25 protein-coding genes are annotated in these 25608 nt (G+C 38.2%); 7 read left to right on the top strand and 18 right to left on the bottom strand.

Features of this window, described 5'->3' with window-relative positions; translation table 11 throughout:
- Positions 1-37: 37 nt before the first annotated feature.
- Together AC4BC7_RS13870 and AC4BC7_RS13865 are read right to left on the bottom strand one after the other, a co-directional pair.
- A complete protein-coding gene (locus AC4BC7_RS13870) occupies positions 38-1699 on the bottom strand; it encodes a DAK2 domain-containing protein (protein ID WP_490503118.1) in 1662 nt (553 codons plus the stop codon).
- Positions 1700-1752: 53 nt separating this feature from the next.
- A complete protein-coding gene (locus AC4BC7_RS13865) occupies positions 1753-2115 on the bottom strand; it encodes an Asp23/Gls24 family envelope stress response protein (protein ID WP_016176255.1) in 363 nt (120 codons plus the stop codon).
- 273 nt (positions 2116-2388) lie between these two features.
- Here AC4BC7_RS13865 and rpmB point away from each other — a divergent pair, with 273 nt between their 5' ends.
- From rpmB to AC4BC7_RS13840, 5 genes are all read left to right on the top strand, one after another.
- The gene (gene rpmB, locus AC4BC7_RS13860) at positions 2389-2577 is read left to right on the top strand and encodes a 50S ribosomal protein L28 (protein WP_016176256.1); all 189 of its coding nucleotides are present in this window, start codon (positions 2389-2391) and stop codon (positions 2575-2577) included.
- A gap of 188 nt (positions 2578-2765) precedes the next feature.
- Positions 2766-3392 (top strand): NfeD family protein, encoded by a 627-nt coding sequence (locus AC4BC7_RS13855; protein WP_490503117.1) that lies wholly within the window; start codon positions 2766-2768, stop codon positions 3390-3392.
- A gap of 1 nt (position 3393) precedes the next feature.
- The gene (gene floA / locus AC4BC7_RS13850) at positions 3394-4395 is read left to right on the top strand and encodes a flotillin-like protein FloA (RefSeq protein WP_490503116.1); all 1002 of its coding nucleotides are present in this window, start codon (positions 3394-3396) and stop codon (positions 4393-4395) included.
- A 5-nt stretch (positions 4396-4400) separates the two neighbouring features.
- A complete protein-coding gene (locus tag AC4BC7_RS13845; RefSeq protein ID WP_490503115.1) occupies positions 4401-4931 on the top strand; it encodes a hypothetical protein in 531 nt (176 codons plus the stop codon).
- A 106-nt stretch (positions 4932-5037) separates the two neighbouring features.
- Positions 5038-5580, top strand: a complete 543-nt coding sequence (locus AC4BC7_RS13840; RefSeq protein WP_490503114.1) for a hypothetical protein — start codon at positions 5038-5040, stop codon at positions 5578-5580.
- 37 nt (positions 5581-5617) lie between these two features.
- Here the strand turns inward: AC4BC7_RS13840 and AC4BC7_RS13835 are convergent, their stop codons facing one another.
- Positions 5618-6061: an 8-oxo-dGTP diphosphatase gene (locus AC4BC7_RS13835; protein WP_207942191.1), complete on the bottom strand. Its 444-nt coding sequence runs from the start codon at positions 6059-6061 to the stop codon at positions 5618-5620.
- A gap of 183 nt (positions 6062-6244) precedes the next feature.
- On the opposite strand from AC4BC7_RS13835, the gene AC4BC7_RS13830 reads away from it, so the two are divergent.
- A complete protein-coding gene (locus AC4BC7_RS13830; protein WP_490504437.1) occupies positions 6245-8803 on the top strand; it encodes a YfhO family protein in 2559 nt (852 codons plus the stop codon).
- 180 nt (positions 8804-8983) lie between these two features.
- Here the strand turns inward: AC4BC7_RS13830 and AC4BC7_RS13825 are convergent, their stop codons facing one another.
- Positions 8984-10426 carry a glutamate synthase subunit beta gene (locus AC4BC7_RS13825; protein WP_207942193.1) on the bottom strand — a complete coding sequence of 481 codons (1443 nt, stop codon included), beginning with the start codon at positions 10424-10426 and terminating at the stop codon, positions 8984-8986.
- Positions 10427-10432: 6 nt separating this feature from the next.
- On the bottom strand, positions 10433-14917 hold the full coding sequence (gene gltB, locus AC4BC7_RS13820) for a glutamate synthase large subunit (protein ID WP_490503113.1): 4485 nt from the start codon (positions 14915-14917) through the stop codon (positions 10433-10435).
- Between the two features lie 318 nt (positions 14918-15235).
- Here gltB and glnA point away from each other — a divergent pair, with 318 nt between their 5' ends.
- Entirely contained in the window at positions 15236-16576 is a 1341-nt protein-coding gene (glnA, locus tag AC4BC7_RS13815; protein ID WP_207942195.1) for a type I glutamate--ammonia ligase, read from the top strand.
- Between the two features lie 44 nt (positions 16577-16620).
- Here the strand turns inward: glnA and truA are convergent, their stop codons facing one another.
- The 13 genes from truA to rplO form a co-directional block, all read right to left on the bottom strand.
- Positions 16621-17361, bottom strand: a complete 741-nt coding sequence (gene truA, locus AC4BC7_RS13810; protein WP_207942196.1) for a tRNA pseudouridine(38-40) synthase TruA — start codon at positions 17359-17361, stop codon at positions 16621-16623.
- Between the two features lie 126 nt (positions 17362-17487).
- Positions 17488-18285, bottom strand: coding sequence for an energy-coupling factor transporter transmembrane component T family protein (locus AC4BC7_RS13805; RefSeq protein WP_207942197.1), 798 nt, complete (start codon positions 18283-18285; stop codon positions 17488-17490).
- Complete coding sequence (locus AC4BC7_RS13800) at positions 18275-19141, bottom strand: energy-coupling factor ABC transporter ATP-binding protein (protein ID WP_490503112.1); 867 nt, start codon at positions 19139-19141, stop codon at positions 18275-18277. The genes AC4BC7_RS13805 and AC4BC7_RS13800 overlap by 11 nt, the downstream gene beginning before the upstream one ends.
- Positions 19117-19956: an energy-coupling factor ABC transporter ATP-binding protein gene (locus AC4BC7_RS13795; protein WP_207942199.1), complete on the bottom strand. Its 840-nt coding sequence runs from the start codon at positions 19954-19956 to the stop codon at positions 19117-19119. Before AC4BC7_RS13795 ends, AC4BC7_RS13800 begins: the two co-directional genes overlap by 25 nt.
- Before the next feature lie 399 nt (positions 19957-20355).
- Positions 20356-20736, bottom strand: coding sequence for a 50S ribosomal protein L17 (gene rplQ, locus AC4BC7_RS13790; RefSeq protein WP_016176270.1), 381 nt, complete (start codon positions 20734-20736; stop codon positions 20356-20358).
- A gap of 23 nt (positions 20737-20759) precedes the next feature.
- Positions 20760-21698, bottom strand: coding sequence for a DNA-directed RNA polymerase subunit alpha (locus tag AC4BC7_RS13785; protein WP_016176271.1), 939 nt, complete (start codon positions 21696-21698; stop codon positions 20760-20762).
- Positions 21699-21778: 80 nt separating this feature from the next.
- The gene (gene rpsK, locus AC4BC7_RS13780; protein WP_016176272.1) at positions 21779-22168 is read right to left on the bottom strand and encodes a 30S ribosomal protein S11; all 390 of its coding nucleotides are present in this window, start codon (positions 22166-22168) and stop codon (positions 21779-21781) included.
- A 27-nt stretch (positions 22169-22195) separates the two neighbouring features.
- Positions 22196-22561: a 30S ribosomal protein S13 gene (gene rpsM, locus AC4BC7_RS13775; protein ID WP_016176273.1), complete on the bottom strand. Its 366-nt coding sequence runs from the start codon at positions 22559-22561 to the stop codon at positions 22196-22198.
- An 18-nt stretch (positions 22562-22579) separates the two neighbouring features.
- Positions 22580-22696 (bottom strand): 50S ribosomal protein L36, encoded by a 117-nt coding sequence (rpmJ, locus tag AC4BC7_RS13770; protein WP_010742772.1) that lies wholly within the window; start codon positions 22694-22696, stop codon positions 22580-22582.
- Between the two features lie 32 nt (positions 22697-22728).
- Positions 22729-22947: a translation initiation factor IF-1 gene (gene infA / locus AC4BC7_RS13765; protein ID WP_002288695.1), complete on the bottom strand. Its 219-nt coding sequence runs from the start codon at positions 22945-22947 to the stop codon at positions 22729-22731.
- Between the two features lie 188 nt (positions 22948-23135).
- A complete protein-coding gene (locus tag AC4BC7_RS13760; RefSeq protein WP_207942200.1) occupies positions 23136-23780 on the bottom strand; it encodes an adenylate kinase in 645 nt (214 codons plus the stop codon).
- Between the two features lie 61 nt (positions 23781-23841).
- Positions 23842-25134, bottom strand: coding sequence for a preprotein translocase subunit SecY (secY, locus tag AC4BC7_RS13755; RefSeq protein WP_207942201.1), 1293 nt, complete (start codon positions 25132-25134; stop codon positions 23842-23844).
- The gene (gene rplO / locus AC4BC7_RS13750; RefSeq protein WP_016176276.1) at positions 25134-25574 is read right to left on the bottom strand and encodes a 50S ribosomal protein L15; all 441 of its coding nucleotides are present in this window, start codon (positions 25572-25574) and stop codon (positions 25134-25136) included. Before rplO ends, secY begins: the two co-directional genes overlap by 1 nt.
- Positions 25575-25608 lie beyond the last annotated feature (34 nt).

Genomic DNA, 25608 nt, shown 5'->3' with positions numbered 1-25608 from the left:
CGCACTCACTAAGTAATTATACGCAAAGTGACTATGTTTATTCTGCTGAGAATAAATATGGATAAACTGGTTGATCGCCAGTGTGAATTTCAATTTCTAAATCTCCATCGATTTCAAGCAGCGCTTTTTCCATTTTTTCAGCGTCTTCTTGTGAACCTTCTTCACCAATGATAATGGTAATGATTTCTGTATCTTCGTTCATCATTTTTTCTAACGTTTCCATCGAAACAGTAAATGAATCAGCTTTTGATACCACAATCTTGCCATCAATCATCCCTAGAAAGTCGCCTTTTTTAATTTCGATGCCATCAATGGAAGTATCACGAATTGCGTGTGTAATTGAACCACTTACAACGCTATCTAACATTTCTGTCATTGCTGCTTTATTTTCATCTAAGGATACTTGATCATTGAAGGCTAACATTGCTGTCATTCCTTGAGAAATAGTACGAGATGGTACAACGACTACTGGGATTTCAGCAACTTCTGCTGCTTGATCTGCCGCCATGAAAATATTTTTATTGTTTGGTAATACGATGACTTGATCTGCATTCACTTCAGAAATAGCTTTTAAGATATCTTCTGTACTTGGATTCATTGTTTGGCCACCGCTGATAACATAAGAAGCACCTAGACTTGTAAACAATTCTTGCACACCACTACCTGCTGCAATCGCAATAATTGCATATGGCGTACGTGGTTTGGCTTGAGGCGCATCATTTTCTAAAATTGTTTCGTGTTGCAGACGCATGTTGTCTACTTTTATTTTCACTAATGAACCAAATTTTTGACCGTAATTCATTACTTCACCAGGGTATTCTGTATGCACGTGTACTTTGATAATTTCATCATCATTGACAACTAATAAAGAATCACCTAATTCATTTAAGTAGTTACGGAACGTTTCATAGTCAAATTCGCTTTCAACAGTTGGTCCTTCACCAATTTTCACCATAATTTCTGTACAATAGCCAAAGGTAATATCTTCAGTAGATAATTGCCCTTGCACGCTACGGTGATGTTCAGCATTGACCATTTCTTCCATTGCAGCTGGTGTGACAAAATTTTCTTCTACAACATATTCACCATTTAAAACACTTAAAAAGCCTTCATAGATGAACAATAGTCCTTGACCACCACTATCGACAACACCAACTTCTTTTAAAACAGGTAATAAATCAGGCGTTTTGGCTAAGGCACGTTTTGCACCAGTTACTACTGCTGTCATCACTTCTACACAGTCGTCGGTTTCAGCAGCTTTTTTCTCACCAAATTCTGCTGCTACACGAGCAACAGTCAAAATTGTTCCTTCAACAGGTTTCATAACTGCTTTATAAGCAGTCTCCACACCATGTGTAAATGCTTTTGCCAAATCTTCGGCAGTCAATGTATCCACTGTAGGGATTTGTTTGGCAAATCCACGGAATAATTGAGATAAGATAACGCCAGAGTTTCCACGCGCTCCCATTAACAAGCCTTTTGATAAATGGTTCGCTAGTTCTCCAACTTTCTCAGAAGTTGAATCGGCTACAGCTTTTGCTCCACTTGTCATTGATAAGTTCATGTTCGTACCAGTATCACCATCGGGAACTGGGAATACGTTTAATGAATTGACGAATTCTGCATTTGTTTGTAGACGATTGGCGCCAGCTTGAACCATTTCTTGGAACTGCCCTGCGCTAATATTCGTTACTTTCACTGATAAATCCTCCTTAAGATCAACCGCTGAATACTCAGCTTGTTGTCTGCCTACTAATCAGGCAATACACGTACACCTTGAACAAATACGTTCACTGAATTTGCAACAACGCCTAACATTGTTTCGAGATTGTATTTTACTTTTTCTTGAACATTGCGTGATACTTCTGAAATCTTTGTTCCATAGCTCACGATTGTATACACATCAACCGCAATGCCATTTTCTTCTTGACGTACAACGACGCCTCGAGCGTAATTTTCTTTACGTAAAATTTCATTGATATTATCTTTGATTTGATTTTTACTTGCCATACCTACAATTCCGAAGACATCCGTTGCAGCACCACCGACAACCGTTGCGATTACCTCGTTCGTAATTTCAATTGTTCCAGATGACGTTTTAATTTTTACAGCCATGATAAAGCCTCCTTAACAGACTATTGGTCTATTTTCTTCTACAATATTCTAACATAGCTACCCTACAATTAAAAGAAGAGCGCTGTTAAATGGATATGGACAATACATCCATTAAAAAATAGCTTTATAACCTTGTTTAATTTACAATGTTCTTACAAAAAAGTCAATGAATGAAAGAAAATATACTTGCAAAGAAATGAAAATTGTGATAAATTCATACAGTATGAGCCGATTTTTAGCGCTCCAACATCAAGGCAAAGGAGGAAATAAACAATGGCAAAAGTTTGCTACTTTACTGGTCGTAAAACATCAAGTGGTAATAACCGTTCTCACGCAATGAATGCTTCAAAACGTACTGTTAAACCTAACTTGCAAAAAGTTCGCGTATTAATCGACGGAAAACCTAAAAAAGTTTGGGTTTCAACTCGTGCTTTGAAATCTGGAAAAGTTGAGCGCGTTTAATTAAACACAATTGACCAACCGTTCGACTACGAGCGGTTTTTTTCTATCCTAAAAAGCAAGGCAGATAAACGAGCAATCGTTTATCTGCCTTGCTTTTTTGTTTCCTCCTGTACAGTTCGATATGACAAGTTTGCGATAAGATGTTATCATTATAATTAGAAACACAAATAAATACAGGAGGTTATGTTATGGAAGGTTTATTACTTGCCATTGGATTTCTCGGGATTGTCTGTGCCCTCTTAACTCGGTGGACAAAAACAGGAACTCTTGTCACTCTTGTCAGTTTCTACTTTTATTTCGATGTCGTTGGAATCGAAAATTGGGTGCCTTTAATTCTGTTTACACTAGGATTACTCTTAATCGTATTCGAAATCTTAATTCCCGGTTTTGGCTTTGTGGGCCTACTCGGTACTGCCTTAGTCATCGGTGGCTTATATTATACGATTGGTGATATTTTCCAAACTATTCGCGATTTAAGCATGTCAGTAGTAATCTCAACTGCTGTGATTGTCTATCTAGTTCGTCGTGGATATTCATTAACCGGAATCAATAAACTGGTTTTGAATACCAACTTACAAACGCAAAACGAAGAAAAAGCAGAAGAAAACAAAATTGTTTTACAACCCGGTTTAATCGGTGTTGCTCAGACGCCCTTGCGTCCTTCAGGCAAAGCAACATTTGGTGGAGCCGATAGTCCAACTTACGATGTTTTAAGTACAGAAGGACTCATTTCAATAAATTCACCCATTGTCATCGAAAAAATTCAAGGAACAAAAATTTTAGTCAGAAGTTACAAACAGAAAGGTGATGAATAGTATGTATATTTCAGATACTGGAAGTAGTTATATCGGTCTAGTTATTTTAGCTGTGGTCATTTTATTTGCCCTTGCGTTATTTTTACGCTTTGTACCGGTAGGATTATGGATTACCGCTTATTTTTCAGGGGTAAAAGTGAGCATTGGAACATTAATCGGGATGCGCTTAAGAAGAGTCAATCCACAAAAAATTATCCAACCTCTAATCAAAGCAACTAAAGCCGGCTTAATCTTATCTACAAACGAATTAGAAGCACATTATCTAGCAGGTGGTAATGTCAATCGAGTGATCGATGCATTAATCGCTTCACAACGTGCCAATATTGATTTGGAATTTGAACAAGCTGCCGCAATTGATTTGGCAGGTCGTGATGTATTTGAAGCCGTGCAAGTATCGGTTAATCCAAAAGTTATCGAAACGCCAAAAATTGCAGCTGTAGCCAAAAACGGGATTGAAATTGTCGTAAAAGCGAAAGTAACTGTTCGTGCCAATATTGAACGCCTAGTCGGTGGTGCAGGTGAAGATACTATCATCGCCCGAGTTGGTGAAGGGATTGTTACAACGGTAGGGTCTTCTGCCAAACATTCAGATGTATTGGAAAACCCTGATTCGATTTCTAAAACTGTTTTGAAAAAAGGCTTAGATTCTGGAACTGCCTTTGAAATTCTATCCATTGATATTGCCGATGTTGATGTCGGTCGTAACATCGGTGCCGAATTGCAAACTGACCAATCAGAAGCTGATAAAAATATTGCCCAGGCTAAAGCCGAAGAACGTCGCTCAATGGCGGTTGCCCAAGAACAAGAAATGCGTGCTGAAGTTCAAAAAATGCGTGCAAAAGTTGTGGAAGCCGAAGCTGAAGTTCCATTGGCAATGGCAGAAGCATTACGCAGTGGTAATTTAGGCGTGATGGATTACTATAAAATGCAAAACATCAACGCAGATACTGAAATGAGAGCCGCAATTTCTGAACAAGCAGAGCAACCAGACGAAGAAGCGTGATCGTTATGTATGCTATCTTTGCGTTAATCATTCAATTTATTTTTAGCTTCGGACCGTTACTTTTAATTATCTTGCTAGTTGCTCTATCTAGAAAATCCAAGCAAGAGCAACGAAAAAAACAGCAACGTCAAAATGGGCAAATTACCCGCGCTGGTCAACAGCCTGCCAAAAAAACATCTAGTAAAGGTTTTATGCAACAAATAAAAGATGAATTTCAGGTGGCCTATCAAGAAGAACAACAAAAACAACAACGAAATAAACATACGGTTCAAAAGCGCCATATTCTGACAGCAGAAGAAAAAGCAAAACAAGAACAAACAAAGCAACGCCTGCAACAAGCACAGCAACAAAAACAACGGCCAGCGTCACAGGTACGTGTCCAACAACCAGTTGCGACTAAAACACGTCCGACAGCTGTAACCAAAACGAAGCAAACTAAAAAAGAAACAACAGTCTTACCTAAAAAACAACTTGTAAATGCGATGATTTACAAAGAAATTTTAGATAAACCACTCGCCTTACGCGAAAAACACTAAGCAAAGGATTTTTTCCTTTGCTTTTTTATCACCTTCAATTGGAAACCTTTACATTTACAGCGTATAATAAAATAAAGCATGCTATTAATTGTAGAGGAGTGAGAAAATGAAAAAGAATATTTGGGGATTCATTATTATAGTGGCATTGATTTGTGGAGGAATCTTTTTATATTTGTCGTCCACACCCAAAGAATCAATCGATGTCACACGCTTGCCAAGTGAACAAGCAACCGTTTTTACGTATGAAATAAAGCGACCGAAAGATAAAGATATCTATCTTAATGATCGTTATTTCGGAAGCGAGAGCGAAACTCCACGTTTGGATACAGTCTCTTTTGTTGGTTACAAAGAACAAATCTATCACTTAACTTTCACAACAAGTGAAGACTACAAATCTTTATCGATTCGTCTAGCAAAAGCAGACACAGGTGAACCTTACACAGAAACCACGCACAACATTGAAGATGATCCCTTTAGTTATGTCGCTTTTCTCCCCTTTGAAAAAGTCAAACCCGATAATGTTATTGGTGTGGTTGTCTCGACTAAAAATCCTGAAACCCTCGAAAAAATGCAAAAAAATCCCGAAAAAGCCCGAAATTATATCAAAAAATATGACCGCATCTACCAACAAGTGGTCGTAATCAACTAACAAATCCCCATGGAAAAAGGATTCCATGGGGATTTCGTTACAATAAATGCACCTGATCTTGTTCATCATAATAAAATTCGGATAATGAATCATCTACAAAAATTTGATACATCTCTAAAAAATCTTCGGCTAAAACATAGTTGGTCAAGTCTGCTTTTTCAATCCAAAAAACCGCCCCTTCACGTGATGCTTGCAGCTCTCCAGTAGCTTTCGCTCGATAAAATAACACAACATATCGTTCTTGTTGTTTGGTTTGGAATTGTTTCACGCCACATAAAAGAGGTTGAGTAATCACTAGTCCCGTTTCTTCATGGACTTCCCGAATAACCGATTCACAAAACGATTCTGCCTTTTCGACATGACCACCCGGAAAAGTCACGCCTGGCCAATCGGGTTTTTGACGGTCTTGAATCAAAATCTGTCCCTTTTCATTTTCAATCATACACATATTGGTAAATATTGCTTGCTCTGCTCGTGACATGGTAAACTCCTTTCATTTTTTGTATCGTAACATATATTTTTTTATAAAAAAATAGCTTTATCACAGCTATTTTTGCTACTTATTTTGATTCTATGTTACACTTAAAGCAAAAATTTTATTCCATGTTAGGAGGCAATTTTCTTGGCAACAATCAAAGCATTTTGTAAACAAAATAAAACCTACATGCTCGCAAGCTTCTTTATTCCCTTGCTACTTATGGCAATTATCTATTTGACCATTGGTATTTTCCCTGGGAGTAGTCGAAGTGTATTAGCCAGCGATGCATTTTCGCAATTTTCTAATTTCCATGCAAGTTTTCGAAATGTTTTACTAGGAAAACAAAGTATTTTTTATACGTGGCATGCTTCCTTAGGGTTGAATTATCTTGCATTGGTTTCTTATTATCTCGGTGGATTTTTCACACCATTAGTGATTTTATTCCCCAATCAATGGATGCCTGATGCCTTATATTTCTTGACTTTAATCAAAATTGGCAGTGCCGGCTTAGCTTTTTGGTTTTACGCTAAGCATACGTTTAAATTGCATCAATGGCACTATGTGACATTAGCTGTTTGTTATGCGCTCATGTCTTTTGTTACTGCTCATTCAGAATTAATTATGTGGTTGGACGCATTTGTCTATCTACCCTTAATTATCTGGGGAATTAATCGCTTATTAGATGATGGAAAACCTAAATTATTATTTATTAGTTATTTCATGCTCTTTTTCTCTAGTTTTTATATGGGCTTTATGATTGGTATTTTTTCCGTTCTTTATTTCCTTGCTCGCTTATTTAGTCAATGGTCTACTTATAAAAAACGAATTATTCTGTATGGAGTTACGTCACTCTTAGCTGGTGGCGCGGCAATGATTATTATTTTACCAGCAATCTTAGACTTACGAACAAATGGTGAAGAGCTAACACAAATCACCACGTTTAAAACTGCTGCGACCAATTGGTTAGATTTTTTTGTTAAAAATATGATTGGTGTTTATGACAATACAAAATATGGTTCCATTCCATTTATTTTTGTGGGCTTACTTCCATTAATGTTTTGTACCCTTTATTTTGTCTCACGCGCTATTCCTTGGAAAAACAAACTATTGTACCTAGGAATATTTGCTGTCTTAATGACAAGTTTCTACATCACGCCTTTAAATTTATTTTGGCATGGCATGCATGCACCAAATATGTTCTTATTCCGTTATGCGTATCTGTTATCTTTTTTAATTGTGATGCTTGCTGGATACGGTTGGGAACAATTTAAAATAAAAGATCGCGGAACGATGTTAGGCATTTTATTAACATGGATGGTAATTTTTGGGTTAACTTATGGCTTTATTCCTGAAGGTAGTTATGACTACCTCACGCTCACTTCTTTTGTTCTAACAATGGTCTTTTTAATTGTTTATAGCTTAGTCATTGCTTTTTATCAAAAAGGCTTATTTACCAAAAAACGCTTTGCTTTATTTACATTGCTATTTGTTTCTTTGGAAATGGCATTAAACACAAATGGCATGGTTCATGGGATATTAGATGATTGGAATTATGCTTCTCGTAGTTTATATACGGAACCCTTTAAAGATATTAAAACTTTAGTTACTCAAACAAAAAAAGAAAATGATGGTTTTTACCGCTTAGAAAATCTTGATCCTGTATCGTCAAATGATAGTATCAATTATGGTTACAATGGGATTGGTTTGTTTTCTTCGATTCGTAATCGCCACTCGTCCAGTTACTTAAATCAACTTGGTTTTCGTTCACGAGGAACGAATTTAAACATTCGTTATCCAAATAATACCGTATTAATGGATAGTTTAATGGCAGTGAAATACAATATTGCCAAACAAGCTGTCGACAAATACGGCTTTAATGAAGTGGCAACAAGCGGTTCTTACAAACTCTATGAAAATAAAAATGCCTTACCATTAGCCTTTTTAGCTAATCCAGCAAGTAATGAAATTGAGCAATATGAAAATGATAATTTAGGTAGCCAAACGAATTTACTAAATGGATTAACGGATTTAAATGAGCAGTATTTCCACTTTTATCCAATTACTCGCATTGGCACTAAAAATACAAAAGTTACCGAGCAAGGCAACCATACAAAATTTTCTGAAGAAACAACAAATGTTGCCAAAGAGGTAACGTGGCAAGTGAGCGTTCCTGCTCATTCACAAGCCTATTTAAGTTTGTATCCTACTAATTTTTCACAGCTAGAAAGTTCAACTGCCACCATTACGGTCAATGGTGAATCGCGAAAAACGCAAATTGGTATTAATGGACAATACTATAATTTAGGATATTATGATGTACCAACCACCGTTGAATTTACGGCTAGTTTTTATGGAACGAAAGAAATTTCTTTCCAACATCCTCAAGTCGTGACTTTAGATACACAAGCATATCAACGGGCTATTGATACTCTTCAGCAACAAAGTATTGAGATGAGCACCGGTAAACGCAGTGCAAAAGGAACAATCACGACAAACAAAGAGCAACAACTGATTACGACTATTCCTTATGATAAAGGTTGGCGTGCTACTTTAGATGGCAAAAAAGTGGCTATCGAAGCTTTCCAAGAAGCATTTATCAGCTTAAAAGTCCCTAAAGGAACCCACGAAATCAAATTAACTTACCTACCACCGGGATTCTTAGCAGGTACTTTCTTATTTATTAGTTGTATTGGTTTGTTCATTCTCTTTGAACGTTATTATACAAAAAAACGAACAGAGCGATAAGAGCTCCATTCGTTTTCAAGGATTGTGACATAAGTAAACACAGGATAAAACGATCCGAATGATTTAGAGTGAATAGCGCTAATTCTGGTGAATTTGCGACGAAAGCCTGCTAGACTACAGGTACTCTCTCTATCGTTCGGATCGTTTACTGTTCAATCGACTGATGTTCCAACTACTTTTTTATTGATAACTTAATGCACGTAAGGATTCATCCATCTTTTCGGCTGCTAAACGACCTTCCCGAATTCCCCAGATAACTAGACTAGGACCACGTCTTGCATCGCCAGCGACCATTACACGTTCGTTATTTGTTGTATAATCATCATAAATTTCCTCCACATCAAACGCATCAAACAAGGCGTTTTCTGGACCTAAAAAACCCATCGCAAGTAAAACTAAATCTGCTTTCAAAACTTTTTTAGTCCCTTCAATTGGTTGGAAATTTTGTCCAACTTTTACTGTTTCAATGGCAATTAATTGTCCACGTTCTGCGCCAATAAAAGCACTTGTCGAAGTAGCATAAGTTGTAAGTGGTTCTTGGTATAAAAATTCGGCTTCTTCTTGTCCGTAGCCTTTGCGACTGGTCATTGGATATTCAGGCCACGGATTGCTCGCTTGGCGTTGCCCAGGTAATTCTGGCGTGATTTCTAACTGGCGCACCGATGCAGCTCCTTGTCGAACTGCTGATCCAATACAATCGTTTCCTGTATCACCTCCACCAATCACGATGACATGTTTCCCTTCCAATTTACGACTCGTTGCTTGTTTCCCATGCTTTAGCACATCTCTTGTTGCTTCGGTTAAATAATCGACAGCAAAGCGAACACCTTCTAGCTCTCGTCCTGGAATTTTCAAATCACGCGGAACACTTGCACCAGTGGCAAGGAGAACACGATCATAACTGTCTTGTAATTCTTCTGCTGAAATATCCCGACCAATTTCTGTATTCGCAATAAATTCAATACCTAACTCTGCCATCAAATCAATACGCCGCTGCACAATATCTTTATCTAATTTCATATTAGGAATGCCATACATCAATAAGCCACCAAAGCGATCACTACGTTCATAAACCGTAACTTGGTGCCCTAGTTGATTTAAACGCCAAGCAGCCGACAATCCTGCAGGTCCACTCCCAACCACGGCTACTTTAAAGCCTGTTTTTGATTCTGTCGGTAAACCAGACTCTCTTACCCAGTCATTTTCAAAAGCCGTATCAATGATAAATCGTTCATTGTCGTGAATGGCTACTCCATCCCCATTCAGGGCTTCCGTGCAGCCTTTCTCACAAGGTGCAGGACAGACACGTCCGGTCATTTCTGGCAATGGATTGGTACGTGCAAGACGCTCAAATGCCGCTTTATATCGGCCTTGATAAACTAGATCGTTCCACTCTGGAATCAGATTATCATTGGGACAACCAGAAACTGCGCGTTGTCCCCCATAAAAGGAGCCTGTATGACAAAAAGGAATACCACAATTCATACAACGTGCGGCTTGTTCCTGACGCTCTTCTTCTGGTAGCGGTGTTTGTAATTCATGCCAATCGAAAATTCGTTCCTCCACCTCACGATACGGATTTTCTTTTTTTGGATATTTTAAGAAACCAAATGGATCTGCCATTTTCACTCACTCCTTCCCGACTGGAATCGATAATTGAGCACCGACAACTGCTTCAAAAGCTTTGGCTAGCACTTCTTCTTCTGCAAAACCTGCACGACGCATTTCATTGGTTGCTGCAACCATACGATGGTATTCACGTGGATATACTTTCACAAAATGTTGACTTGTTGTTTCCCAGTCTTGTAAAATTTCTGCGGCTTTCAAAGAATCAGTATATTGGAAATGATTCTCAAGCAATTTTTTCAATTGATTGTCGTCTTCGGTTTCGCCAATACGATACAATTCCACCATTTCTAAATTACATTTTTCTGCAAATTGATTTTCCGGATCATAAACGTAAGCCACCCCACCAGACATTCCTGCACCAAAATTTCGACCAGTTTTTCCTAAGATAACGACTGTTCCACCAGTCATATATTCACAACCATGGTCACCTACGCCTTCAACCACGACGTTTGCTCCACTATTTCTGACACAGAATCGTTCGCCTGCAAAACCTCTGAAATAAGCTTCACCGCGATTGGCACCAAAACAAGCGACGTTCCCAACAATCGTTGAATTTTCGACATCATAGCTTGCATCTTCTGGTGGAACGATAATCAAACGTCCGCCACTCAAGCCTTTAGCTACATAATCATTCGCTTCTCCAATGAGTTTCAATTCCATTCCTTGCACAGTAAATGCACCAAAACTCTGACCTGCAATTCCTGTATAAGTGTAACGTAGCAATCCTGGTTTCAAGGTATAGTTACCAAATCGTTCGGCAATCCAACCGCCCATTCGTGCGCCGACTGTCCGTTGCACGTTATTGATTGACTGTTGGACATTCGTTGGCTGTTCAAACTCAATAGCAGCTTGCGCATAGGTATCTAATTCTTTCCATTGACGTTTCTCTAAAAACGGATCAACCGTCTTGCGAGCAATCCCTAATTCGTGACCAATCATGTTCGAAAAGTCTAATGATTTGGCTTTCCCTTTCGCGACAAAACGTGGCACTAAGCATTCCCCATGACCAATCATTTCATCAATGGTTTTAAAACCTAACTCTGCCATGACCTCCCGTAAATCTTCTGCCAAATACATCATCATATTGACAATATGCTCTGGTTTTCCGACAAAGAATTTCCGTAAAGCAGGATTTTGAGTCGCAATCCCGACTGGACAAGTATTTAAACTACACACGCGCATCATCACACAGCCAATTGCAACCAGTGGCAATGAAGCAAAACTGTATTCTTCTGCTCCTAACAAAGCTGCAACCGCAATATCACGACCAGTCATTAATTTCCCATCAGTTTCTAAAGTCATTCGTTGGCGCAAGTTATTCATCAGTAAGGTTTGGTGTGCCTCGGCTAATCCCATTTCCCAAGGAAGTCCCGCATCCCGAACGGCTGTCCGAGGAGAAGCGCCTGTTCCACCATCATAGCCGGAAATGACCACCACATCTGCACCTGCTTTAACAACACCTGTCGCAATCGTTCCGACGCCTGTACTAGAAACCAATTTCACATTGATTTTGGCATAGGGATTGACTGTTTTTAAGTCATAAATTAATTGCGCCAAATCTTCAATCGAATAAATATCATGATGCGGTGGTGGCGAAATCAATTGGACGCCTGGCGTAGAACCACGGATTTCAGCAACCCATGGAAAAGCTTTATTAGCAGGTAATTGTCCGCCTTCTCCTGGTTTTGCACCTTGCGCCATTTTAATTTGTAATTCTTCGGCATTCATCAGATATTCTGTATTTACGCCAAACCGGCCTGATGCAACTTGTTTAATTTTACTATTATAATTTTTACCATTTGGTTGCACCTTGAAACGCTCACGATGCTCGCCACCCTCGCCACAATTTGATTTTGCCCCGATACTATTCATCGCTTCTGCAATACATTTATGTGCTTCTTCACTTAAAGAACCATACGACATCGCACCAACTTTAAAACGTTTAACAATCGTTGTGGCTGGTTCTACTTCATCTAGCGCAATTGAAGTTCTGGATTTTTTAAACATCCACATTGAACGTAATGTCGTGGGATTTTCTAAGGCTTCATTATCCATTTGTGTGGCATATTTTTTATATAATGAATAGTCATTAGTACGAACTGCTTTTTGGAAATTATAAATCGTCGTGGGATTATATAAATGATGTTCGCCATCCGCCTTATATTGGAAACTGCCTCCAGATGGTAAATAATCCCGATGCTTTTCACCAAAAGCTAATTCATAGCGTAAACTATATTCTTTTTCAATTTGTGCTAATGATAATCCACCAATTCGCGAAGTCGTTCCTGTGAAATATTGATCAGTTACTTCCTTAGAAATACCTACTACTTCAAATAATTGGGCACCATGGTAACCTGCAACTGTCGAAATTCCCATCCGTGACATAATTTTAATGATGCCTTTTTCACACGCTTTGCGGTAGTTTTCAACTTTATCCTTCAAGTCAAAATATTCTAACGTGGCATAGGCACCGTATGGATGAATACCGCTAGCACCATATCCAATCAGCGTGGCATAATGATGAATTTCGCAAACTTCTGCCGTATCTACCACAATGGATGCTTTGGCACCTTTTCTTTGTCTGACTAAATAATTGTAAAGACCAGAAACAGCTAATAAAATAGGAATTGGCCGTTTGCCTTTCGTAGCATTTCTATCGGATAAAATCAGAATAGTTGCCCCTTGATCAATTTTTGCTTCTGCTTCTCTAAATAAAGCATCTAAGGCATGATACAAACCATTTTGTTTTGTCTCTGAATAATCGTATAAAATCGATTGCGTCGCTGTTTTTTGATGTTTTTGCTTTAATTGCTGAATTTTAAAAAAATCACTAGTCGTTAAAATTGGACTTTCAATTTTTAATTTCCGACAATTTTGTGGATGGTCTTTTTCAATTTCGCCATCACAACCTAAAAACAACTCAGTACCGATAACCATCTTCTCGCGAATTGCATCAATCGGCGGATTTGTGACTTGGGCAAATTGCTGTTTAAAATAAGTAAATAACGATTGTGGTCGCTCACTTAATACTGCTAGTGGCGAATCAAATCCCATTGAAACGACCGGCTCCTCTCCCTCTTCTGCCATGGGAATAATCAAGGTCCGAATCATCTCATCGGTATAGCCAAACATTTTCCATAACATCAACATGTCGTCTTCGGTATAGGTGCTTTTTTCCTCTACATCGGTTAATGATTCTAAAGAAAGTAAATGTTTGGTTAACCATTTACGATAAGGATAAGCTTTCGCATATTGCTCTTTGATTTCATTATTATGATGAATTTTCCCTGTCGTTGTATCAACTAAAAACATATTAGCCGGACCCAGCACCCCTTTTTCAATAATCGTAGCTGCTGGTAAATCAACTACACCAGACTCTGAAGCTACGACAACTAATCCTTCTTCAGTAATCCAATACCTCGATGGGCGTAATCCATTGCGATCTAACGTGGCACCAACCATTTTTCCATCCGTAAAACACAAAGCAGCCGGTCCATCCCACGGGGTCATGAAACTTGCATTGTATTCATTAAAAGCGGTTAGCTCCTCTGATAAATTTGCCGTTTTTGACCAAGCTTCTGGTACCATCATCATTAAAGATTGCGGAATGTCTCGCCCGTTGCGATACAAATATTCTAAACAATTTTCCAATTTAGCTGAATCAGAATTTTCTTCGTCGTACATTTCTATTTGATGACTGTGCATCCAGTTTTCGGCACCACGTAACGTATTGATTTCACCATTGTGTGCTAAGAAGCGAAACGGTTGCGCTCGATTCCAACTTGGAAAAGTATTCGTCGAGAAACGTGAATGAGTTAAAGCAATACTTGTCTCCATTTCTGAATCTTGTAAATCTGTGAAAAATAATCCGACTTGATAGGCATGCAACATCCCCTTATAAACAATCGTTTGGCTGGATAAACTACAAATCGATAACTCGTCAGCTTGATAACTTTTTTCGAGGCTTCTTCGCAAATGGTATAGTTGGTCTTCGAACTGTCTACCTGCATTTACATCGATTGGTTTTTCAATAAATAATTGAACAAAGCTTGGCATGACTTTTTGTGCTCCAGGTCCACATTGATAAAAGGCGTAAGGTACCTCTCTTTCCAACAACACTCGAAATCCTGCAGCTGAAATATCTTTTACCATTGATTGTTGCAATGAATGTTTTTCTTCTTTATCTTTAGGTAAAAACAACATAGCTACTGCATATTCTGATTGTTTCGGCAAATGGACACCTAACTTCAAGGCTTCTTTACAAAAGAAACGATCCGGCATAGCCATTAGAATACCCGCACCATCGCCTGTATCAGCTTCGGCGCCTGTTCCCCCGCGATGATTCATTCGTTCCAACATCATCAAGGCATAATCGATTAATTTTCTTGAAGCTTTTCCATCTCTTTGAGCAATAAATCCCATCCCACAAGCATCTTTTTCAAAGCTGGGACGATACATTGTTTGTTTCATCATTTCATTTTTCATGGAGCCACCTTCTTCTGAATATTCTGAAAAAACAGTCGTGAAAACGTTTCGTTATTTTCTTTATGTAAGATTATATCACATCATTTTTTAATAAAACAAGAAATTTTATATTAAAATCAATGAGAATCATTATCATTTTTAAAAAAATATTGATTTATGTTACATTTTCTAACATAAATGATTGACAAGTAAAAAAATAATTGGTATAGTTCCAATATAAATTGAACGGAACGAACTGAAACGAGGAAAACCAACTTTTTCAGTGACTTCCTTCAACTTACACTTAATAGATGATAATGAATAAAAGGATGGGATAATATGACCAAAACGAGCAATACCGTAGCCGAAATTAAAGAAATTGCCAAAAAAGAAAATGTCCGCTTTTTACGTTTGATGTTTACCGATATTCTTGGTGTCATAAAAAATGTAGAAGTTCCAATCAGTCAATTAGATAAGGTATTGGAAAATAAGATGATGTTCGACGGCTCTTCAATTGAGGGCTTCGTGCGTATTGAAGAAAGTGATATGTATCTTTATCCAGATTTAGCCACATGGATGATTTTCCCATGGGAAAGCGAACATGGAAAAGTTGCCCGACTAATTTGTGATATCTACAATCCTGATGGTACACCATTTGCTGGAGATCCCCGTGGCAATTTAAAACGCGCACTTGCAGATATGGAAGCTCTTGGTTTCACTTCCTTTAACTTAGGTCCTGAACCAGAATTTTTCTTATTTAAATTAGATGAACATGGCGAAATTACGACAGATTTAAACGACCAAGGCGGTTATTTTGATTTTGCTCCGACCGATTTAGGCGAAAACTGCCGTCGTGATATTGTATTAGAATTAGAAAGTTTAGGTTTTGAAGTAGAAGCCTCCCACCATGAAGTAGCTCCCGGACAACACGAAATTGACTTTAAATACGCAAATGTTTTAGAAGCTTGCGATAACATTCAAACATTTAAACTAGTGGTTAAAACGATTGCTAGAAAACACGGACTACATGCAACCTTTATGCCAAAACCTTTATACGGCATTAATGGCTCTGGGATGCACTGTAACATGTCATTATTTAAAGGCGAGGAAAATGCCTTCTATGATCCAGAAAACGAGATGGAGCTAAGTGCTACTGCCTATCATTTCCTTGCTGGTTTATTAGAACATGCCCGTGCCTATACTGCCATTTGTAACCCAACAGTGAACTCTTACAAACGTTTAGTTCCAGGATATGAAGCACCCGTTTATGTTGCATGGTCAGGTAGAAACCGTTCACCATTAATTCGTGTACCAGAATCACGTGGTCTATCTACACGTTTAGAATTACGTTCTGTAGACCCTTCTGCTAACCCATATTTAGCAATGGCAGCTTTACTACAAGCTGGACTAGATGGTATAAAACAAGAACTAACGCCAACTCCAGCGGTTAACAGCAACATCTATGTCATGAATGAAGACGAACGCGCAGCAGCTAAAATTTCTGACTTACCTTCAACTTTACACAATGCTTTAAAAGAATTACGTAAAGATGACGTTATTAAAGATGCCTTAGGTGATCATATTTTCAATAATTTCTTAGTTTCAAAACGTTTTGAATGGGATGCCTACAAACAATCTGTTTCAGAATGGGAAAGAGAACAATATTTAGAACTTTATTAAACAAAAAAAGGGTTCAGAAATCATTATTGATTTCTGAGCCCTTTTTAATAACGTACTTCTTTTAAATAAAGTCCTTCTGGATGCGCTGTTGGACCAGCTAAATTACGATCTTTTCCTGCAATAATTGCAGGAATACTATCAGCTGGCATTCGATCATTGCCAATTTTCAAAAGCGTACCTACCATAATACGGATCATTTTATATAAAAAACCATCTCCACGGAAAGTGAATACTAACTCATCCCCCATTTCATTGACCCTGACATTCGCTTCATAAATTGTTCTAGTTTTGTCTTCTACTGAACTGCCAGTTGCACAAAACGATGTAAAATCATGTGTACCTAAAAAATCTGGTAACGCCCGTTCAATTTTTGCCACATCAATCGCATACGGGAAATAACTCGCATAAAAACGACGAAATGGACTACGAGGTTTGCCAATGTCGACACGAAACTCATAGATTTTCTCCTTCACTAAATAGCGTGAATGGAAATCTTCAGCCACCAATTCGACTGATTTTACAGCGACATCATCTGGCGTTTGGGTATCTAAGCCAAAACGCATTTTTTCTAGCGGACGTTCATACGGAAAGTCAAAATGAATCACTTGGCCTAACGCATGTACGCCAGCATCTGTACGACCAGAACCATGTATTTCTATTCGTTGATTTGCCATTTTTGTCAATGTTTTTTCTACTTCTTCTTGAACCGTACGTCCAGAAGATTGACGTTGAAAACCATTAAAATTTGTTCCATCATAGGCAATAATTGCTTTATATCGAACCATGTTTTTCTTTCCTCCAAAGTAGTATAGCGTAGCATTTTAACAACAAAATATCCGAATTATAGTGAGGTTACTAGGCATCTCTTCTATAATTCGGGTATTTTTCACTTCTATTTATACTATCATTTATTAGTTTCTTAAATAAATCAATCCCACAGTAACAAACACATAAACAATTACTGTGATGGTATCTCGAGTATGCCAATGCAACACACGATATTTACTGCGACCTTCGCCACCTTGGTAACCACGTGCTTCCATGGCTGTCGCTAAGTCGTCCGCTCGATTAAAACTACTTACAAACAACGGAATCAACAATGGTACCACAGCTTTCATTTTTTGAACTAAATTCCCTTCACCAAAATCAACGCCTCGCGCACGTTGCGCATTCATGATTTTTTCTGTCTCATCCATTAAAGTTGGTACAAAGCGTAAAGCAATGGACAGCATTAACGAAATTTCATGAACAGGAAACTTAATAGCTTTTAATGGTCGCAAGATATATTCTATTGCATCCGATAGTTCTAAAGGTGGTGTCGTTAAAGTTAAGAGCGTGGACATAAAAATAATTAAGACGAAACGGCAAAAAATGAAAATCCCATTTTGAACGCCGTATTCCGTCAAACGAAAAATTCCCCATTGCCAGTAAATCTGTCCGCCACTTGTAAAAAACATTTGCAGGGCGACTGTAAACAGAATCAACCATAAAAGTGGTCGCACACCACGTAAAAAGAAACCAAAATCAACTTTTGATAAAAAGACACAAAACAAAGTAAATACCGATAAAAACAGATAACTTTGCCAATTATTTGCAAAGAAGATAATTCCAATAAAATAAAAACTCATTAATAATTTAGTTCGTGGATCTAAGCGATGAATTAATGAATCCCCTGGAATATAACGACCTAAAATCAGTTTATTCATCATGAGCAAGTCCTCCTTGCGCTAAAAGAGCATCTGCTAAGGCTTCTGCTGTTAGTGGTAATGTTTCAAAGGTGATGCCTTTCGCAATTAAACGTTGCGCGAATTCAGCGGCAGTTGGGACACCTAATTGTTTTTCTTGTAACCAAGCAACATCTTGAAAAACTTCTTCAGGCGTTCCACGTTTCACGATTTTACCTTTTTCTAAAACATATACATAATCTGCAAAATTAGCAACATCATCCATTAAATGCGTTACTAAGATAATGGTAATATTTTTTTCTCGATGCAAACGTTCAAACATTTCCATCATTTCTTTACGTCCTTGAGGATCTAATCCCGCCGTTGGTTCATCTAGGACCAATACTTCTGGTTCCATTGCTAAAACGCCAGCAATCGCTACTCGACGCATTTGTCCGCCAGACAAATCAAAAGGTGAACGCTCCAAATAACTTTCGTCCAAACCAACTAATTTTAGATTTTCTTTCGCTAAAATTTTCGCTTCTTCTTCTGAAACACCAAAATTCTTTGGACCAAAAGCAATATCTTTTTCAACCGTTTCTTCAAAAAGTTGCGCTTCGGGGAATTGGAAAACAATGCCTACTTTTTTACGAATAGGTTTTAAATTTTTATTGTTTGTTTCAGGGGTAATTTCACGATCACCAATCCATACTTTTCCTGAAGTGGGTTTCAACAATGCATTCAAATGCTGCAATAAGGTCGACTTTCCACTACCTGTATGGCCCACTAGTGCAGTATAAGAACCTTCTTTAATATCTAAATCAATATCAAATAAAACTCGTTGCTCAAAAGGTGATTTTGGTTGATAAGTAAAATTTACTTTTTCAAAATGGATGTCCATAGCCAATCCACCATCCCTTCTTCAGTCAAATAGTTTTGTGGCACATCAACACCACGTTGTTTCAACGATTGCTTTAGTTTTTCTGGGAAAGGCAAATCTAATCCCATTTCAACTAATTTTGGTCCAGCAGAAAAAATTTTTTCTGGCGTTCCTTCATCTACTAGTTGCCCTTGACGCATCACTAAAACACGATTTGCATTTGCCGCCTCGTCAATATCATGCGTAATAGAAAGAACGGTCAAATTATTTTCTTCCTTAATCTTTTTAATGGTCGCAATAACTTCTTCACGACCTTCTGGATCTAACATACTGGTAGCTTCATCTAAAATAATAATATCTGGACGTAAAGCCACTACGCCAGCAATCGCTACTCGTTGTTTTTGACCACCAGATAAACGAACAGGTTCCTTAGTGGCAAACTCAGACATCCGAACTTGTTCAAGTGCGTTTTTTACACGTTCAATCATTTCATCACGCGGTACGCCTTGATTTTCCATTCCAAATGCCACATCATCTTCAACCGTAGCACCCACAAATTGGTTATCAGGATTTTGAAACACCATTCCTACCATTTTGCGGACAGACCAAATATTTTCTTCATTTAATTCTTTCGATCCAACTTTCACTGAACCACTTTCAGGAAGTAATAAGCCATTAATTGTTTTTGCTAGGGTTGATTTGCCTGAACCATTGTGACCAATAATTGCCACCCATTCGCCTTGGTTAATCGATAGCGAAACATCTTCTAAAGCCGGACGAGCATCCGTTCGTTGATATTTGAATGTAAGATTATTTAATTCAATAATAGGTTTCATAGGTACTCCTTTGTATTAAACTTTTATCAAAAAATTTAGTTTGTTTTTCATGTCATACATCATTGCGATTTCATACAGTCACTGATTAATCGTGTCTTGCGAGCACTATTGCTTCAATCTGATTCTAACTAACACTACCAAAAAACAAGGTAGATTTCAATTATTCTGAAGATTTTCATGGAAAATGTCGATTTTTTTCATCCTCCATCAGGTCAAGGTGTCTTGACAGTTAATCGAGGATAAAAAAAAACACTTTATGATGAGTGCATACCCCCTGAAAATCTTCCTTCCAGGGGGTAGCGCCGAGCTAGACTCGGAGGTTTCCCTCCAACATCATAACACTCTTAAAGTTCATCTACAAAGTGATGCTAAACGGTGACCCGTTTATTAAGTGTGATTTTAAACTAGTTCTAGGATAACCATTGGTGCAGCATCTCCGCGTCTTGGTTCTGTCTTCAAGATACGTGTGTAGCCACCTTGGCGATCTGCATAACGAGGAGCGATATCGCTAAATAGCTTTTGTAAAGCTGATTCGATAACGATTTCTTCGTTTTCTTCACGTACACTTGCTACTTCATTACGAACGAATGCAGCAGCTTGGCGACGTGCATGTAAATCACCGCGTTTTCCTAGAGTGATCATTTTTTCTGCAGTTGAGCGAACTTCTTTCGCACGAGCTTCCGTCGTCACGATGCGTTCGTTAATGATTAAATCAGTTGTTAAATCACGCAACATCGCTTTACGTTGGCTAGATGTGCGTCCTAGTTTACGATAACTCACGTGGTTTCCCTCCTTCGTAAAAATTAATCGTCTTTACGTAAGCCTAAACCTAGATCATGTAATTTTGCTTTTACTTCTTCTAGAGATTTACGGCCTAAATTACGTACTTTGATCATTTCTGGTTCAGATTTATTTGTTAATTCTTGTACAGTATTAATTCCTGCACGTTTTAGACAGTTATATGAACGAACTGATAAGTCTAATTCTTCAATAGTCATTTCTAACATTTTCTCTTTTTGAGTTTCTTCTTTTTCAACCATGATTTCAGCGTTTTTCGCTTCATCAGTTAGGTTAACAAAGATATCTAAATGTTCAGTCATGATTTTTGCGGCTAAACTCATTGCATCTAATGGCTCAATTGAACCATCTGTCCAAATTTCCATCGTTAATTTGTCGAAATCATCACGACGACCAACACGAGTATTTTCTACTTGGTAGTTAACACGACGTACAGGTGTATAGATTGAATCAACTGGAAGAACACCAATCGGCATATCTTCTTTTTTATTTTCGTCTGCTTGAACATATCCACGACCTGGTCTAACAGTTAAACGCGCATGGAAAGTTGTTCCTTCAGAAACTGTACAAATGTACATATCTTTATTAAGGATTTCTACATCACTATCAACGATAATATCGCCGGCAGTTACTGTAGCTGGTCCAGTAATATCGATTTCAAGGGTCTTTTCTTCTTCACCGTACATTTTTAATGCAAGACCTTTGATATTCAAGATGATTTGAGCGACGTCTTCTCGAACACCCTTAACAGTTGAGAACTCGTGTAATACTCCATCAATTTGAATATTAGTGATTGCTGCACCTGGTAGAGAAGATAACAAAATGCGACGTAGGGAATTTCCTAGAGTAGTTCCGTAGCCTCTTTCTAGAGGTTCAACGATGAACTTTCCATAATCTTTCTCTTCATCAATTTTTGCAATTCTTGGTTTTTCGAATTCAATCATTCTTATCTCTTACCCCTTTCAAAACGAAAAGTGTCTTGTTCAATGACGTAATTATTGAAACTCAAAATGAGCGGCACTCATTAAACACGACGGCGTTTTGGAGGGCGGCATCCATTATGAGGAACTGGAGTCACGTCACGAATTGCAGTCACTTCCAAACCTGCTGCTTGTAATGAACGAATTGCTGCTTCACGTCCTGAACCAGGACCTTTAACAGTTACCTCTACAGTTCTTAATCCGTGTTCCATTGCTGCTTTTGTTGCAGTTTCTGCTGCCATTTGAGCTGCAAAAGGTGTTGATTTTCTGCTTCCTCTGAATCCTAATGCACCAGCTGACGACCATGCTAACGCGTTACCATGAGTATCAGTGATCATCACAATTGTATTGTTGAATGTTGAGTGGATATGCGCGATACCTGCTTCAATATTCTTTTTCACACGGCGTTTACGACTCACTTTTTTTGCTGCCATGAAGTTTTAACCTCCTTCACTTAGGAATTATTTTTTCTTGCCTGCTACTGTTTTAGACGGGCCTTTACGAGTACGTGCATTGTTTTTCGTGTTTTGTCCACGAACTGGCAATCCACGACGATGACGGATCCCACGGTATGAACCGATTTCCATCAAACGTTTGATGTTTAGGTTAACTTCACGACGTAAGTCACCTTCAACTTTTAATTTATCAATTTCCGCACGGATAGCGTCTGTCTGTTCATTCGTTAAATCACGAACACGAACGTCTTCAGAAACGCCAGCATCTGCTAGAACTTGTTTCGCAGTCGTGTTACCAATACCATAGATATAAGTAAGAGAAACGACTACACGTTTATCACGAGGAATATCTACTCCTGCAATACGAGCCATATCTTGTTACACCTCCGATTATCCTTGACGTTGTTTATGTTTTGGATTTGCTGGGCAAATCACCATAACGCGCCCATTACGACGAATTACTTTACAATGTTCACACATTGGTTTTACTGATGGTCTTACTTTCATGATAATACCTCCTGTGGTTTTACGGAGTACAATTATTTAAAACGATAAGTAATACGGCCACGGTTCAAGTCGTACGGTGATAGTTCAACTGTCACCTTGTCTCCAGGTAAGATGCGAATGTAGTGCATTCTAATTTTACCAGAAACAGTAGCAAGAACTTGGTGTCCATTTTCCAATTCGACTTTAAACATTGCATTCGGCAAAGTTTCGACGACTGTACCTTCGACTTCAATCATATCTTCTTTTGCCACGCACAGTACCTCCTTGTACTTGTTTCGCATTTTCACACGATAAAATGGCGGAAACCAGTGTTCCCACCTTAGATTCTCAAAACAGTCTTCTAATTTCTTAGAAGTCGGACTGATATATTTTAGCATAATATATCATACTTAGCAAGAGAAAGTTACCAAATTGCAAGTCGGATGCGGGCAATCGATCGTTACTCGATGATATTTTTTACATCTGCAAATACAGCATCGATTTCACGATTACCATCAATTGACTGCAATAAACCTTTTTCTTTGTAATATGCTAAGATTGGTTCACTACTTTTCACATTGATAGCTAGACGATTTTTGACCGTCTCAGGCTTATCATCTTCTCGTTGATAGAAGTCATGTCCGCCACAACGATCACAAGTACCTTCTACTTTTGTAGGGTTAAATACTTTATGATAAGTTGCACCGCAATCACGGCAAATATAGCGTCCTGCTAGACGATCAACAAGAATTTCTTCAGGGACATGAATTTCGATGACGGCATCAATTTCTTTTCCAAGGTCTTTCAACATTTGATCTAACGCTTCTGCTTGATCTAATGTACGAGGGAAACCATCTAATAAGAAACCTTTGTCTGTATCTGATTCAGCTAAACGTTCTTTTACAATTCCGTTTGTCACTTCATCAGGTACTAATTCACCTTTGTCCATGTATGATTTTGCTTCCAGGCCAAGAGCTGTTTCATTGGCCATTGCGGCACGAAACATGTCGCCCGTTGAAATATGCGGAATGTTGTACTCAGCAATAATACGTTCTGCTTGAGTGCCTTTCCCAGCACCGGGTAGTCCCATTAAAATGAGGTTCATTTTAACTCCTCCTGTAAGTTTCTGAATAGTGTTGAGGAAATCCTCAACACCTCATAAAACTTTAATTGATGAAACCAGTATATTTACGTTTTAGCATTAGACCTTCTAACTGTTTCGCAGTTTCTAAGGCTACACCAATAACGATTAACAAACTTGTTCCTCCCAAACCAATTGATTGTGGTAAGTTCCAAATCATTTGTGCCAAAATAGGCAATAATGCAACGAGTCCTAAGAATAGAGCCCCGACAGTACTTAAACGCATCAATAGTTTTGAGACGTATTCTTCTGTTCCTTTACCTGGACGAACACTTGGAATATAGCTACCTTGTTTTTGCAAGTTTTCAGCTAATTTTTCCGGATTCACCTGAACAAAGGCATAGAAGAACGTGAATCCAACGATTAATGTTGTATATAAAATTGCCCCAGGGACAGTATTATAATTAAAAACCGTTTGGACTACATCAAACCAAGCTTCACCTTGGAATGAACCGAATGCTTGTAAGATAGCATTTGGTGTTGTGATAAAAGAGCTAGCGAAGATAACTGGAATAACCCCAGCAGCATTTACTTTCAATGGAAGGTAACTGCTTGTTGGTGCGCCAGCTACTCGTTTGGTATATTGAATCGGGATTTTACGTTCTGCTTGTTGGAAATATGTCACAAAGGTAACAATTGCCAAGACTGCAATCACTAGAATCACCATAAATATGATGGATTTCCATAAATCAGACGAATCAATATTAATAAAGTAGTCTTCAATTAATCCTTTAATATCAACTGGTAAACGTGAAATGATACCTGCAAAGATAATCATTGATACACCATTACCAATTCCTTTGTCCGTAATTTGCTCTCCTAACCAAGTGACAAACATTGTCCCTGTAGTTAAGATGATACCAATTAGCACATATGTTGCTGCATTGGCAGTTGGCAAAAATCCGAACTGAGTCCACATTTGAAATCCTGCAGTTAACGCCATCGATTGTAAAAATCCTAAGACTAATGTCAGATAGCGTGTTGCTTGATTCAATTTCTTACGACCCACTTCCCCTTGTTTTGACCATTCAACGAATTTCGGTACAATATCCATTTGCATCAATTGAACGATAATTGACGCAGTGATATATGGCGAAACCCCCATGGAAAAAATAGAGAAACGTTGCATGGCACTACCACTTACCAAATCAAGCATATTCAAGAAAGGTAAGCTAGAGATAGCTTGCAACTTAGTAACATCTACGCCTGGCACAGTAATATGTGTACCTAGACGAAAGACGAATAAAATCATAATAGTGAATAAAATTCTTGATCTAATATCCTTTACTTTAAAAGCATCCTTTAAAAGTTTTAACATTAGATCACCTCGATTGATCCACCAGCAGCAACGATTGCTTCTTCAGCTGCTTTAGAGAATTTAGCTGCTTTCACAGTTAATTTCTTAGTTAATTCACCGTTTCCTAACACTTTGATTCCAGCTTTTTCGTTTTTAACTAATCCAGCTTCAACTAAAGTTACAGGAGTTACTTCAGTTCCGTCTTCAAAGCGATTTAGAAGGTCAAGGTTAATTACTGCATATTCTTTACGGTTAACATTAGTGAATCCGCGTTTTGGTAAGCGACGGAACAATGGTGTTTGTCCCCCCTCAAAACCTAGACGAACTCCACCACCTGAACGAGCTTTTTGACCTTTTTGTCCACGTCCAGCTGTTTTACCATTACCAGATGATGTACCACGACCTACACGGTTACGCACGTGACGTGATCCTTCTGCAGATTTTAATTCATGAAGTTTCATGGTTTGGCACCTCCTTAATCAAAGTAAATCTATC

The organism is Enterococcus sp. AMC1623 (assembly GCF_058216495.1).
The sequence above is the reverse complement of the archived record's forward strand: the minus strand, read 5'-3'. Positions and strand labels throughout refer to the sequence as shown.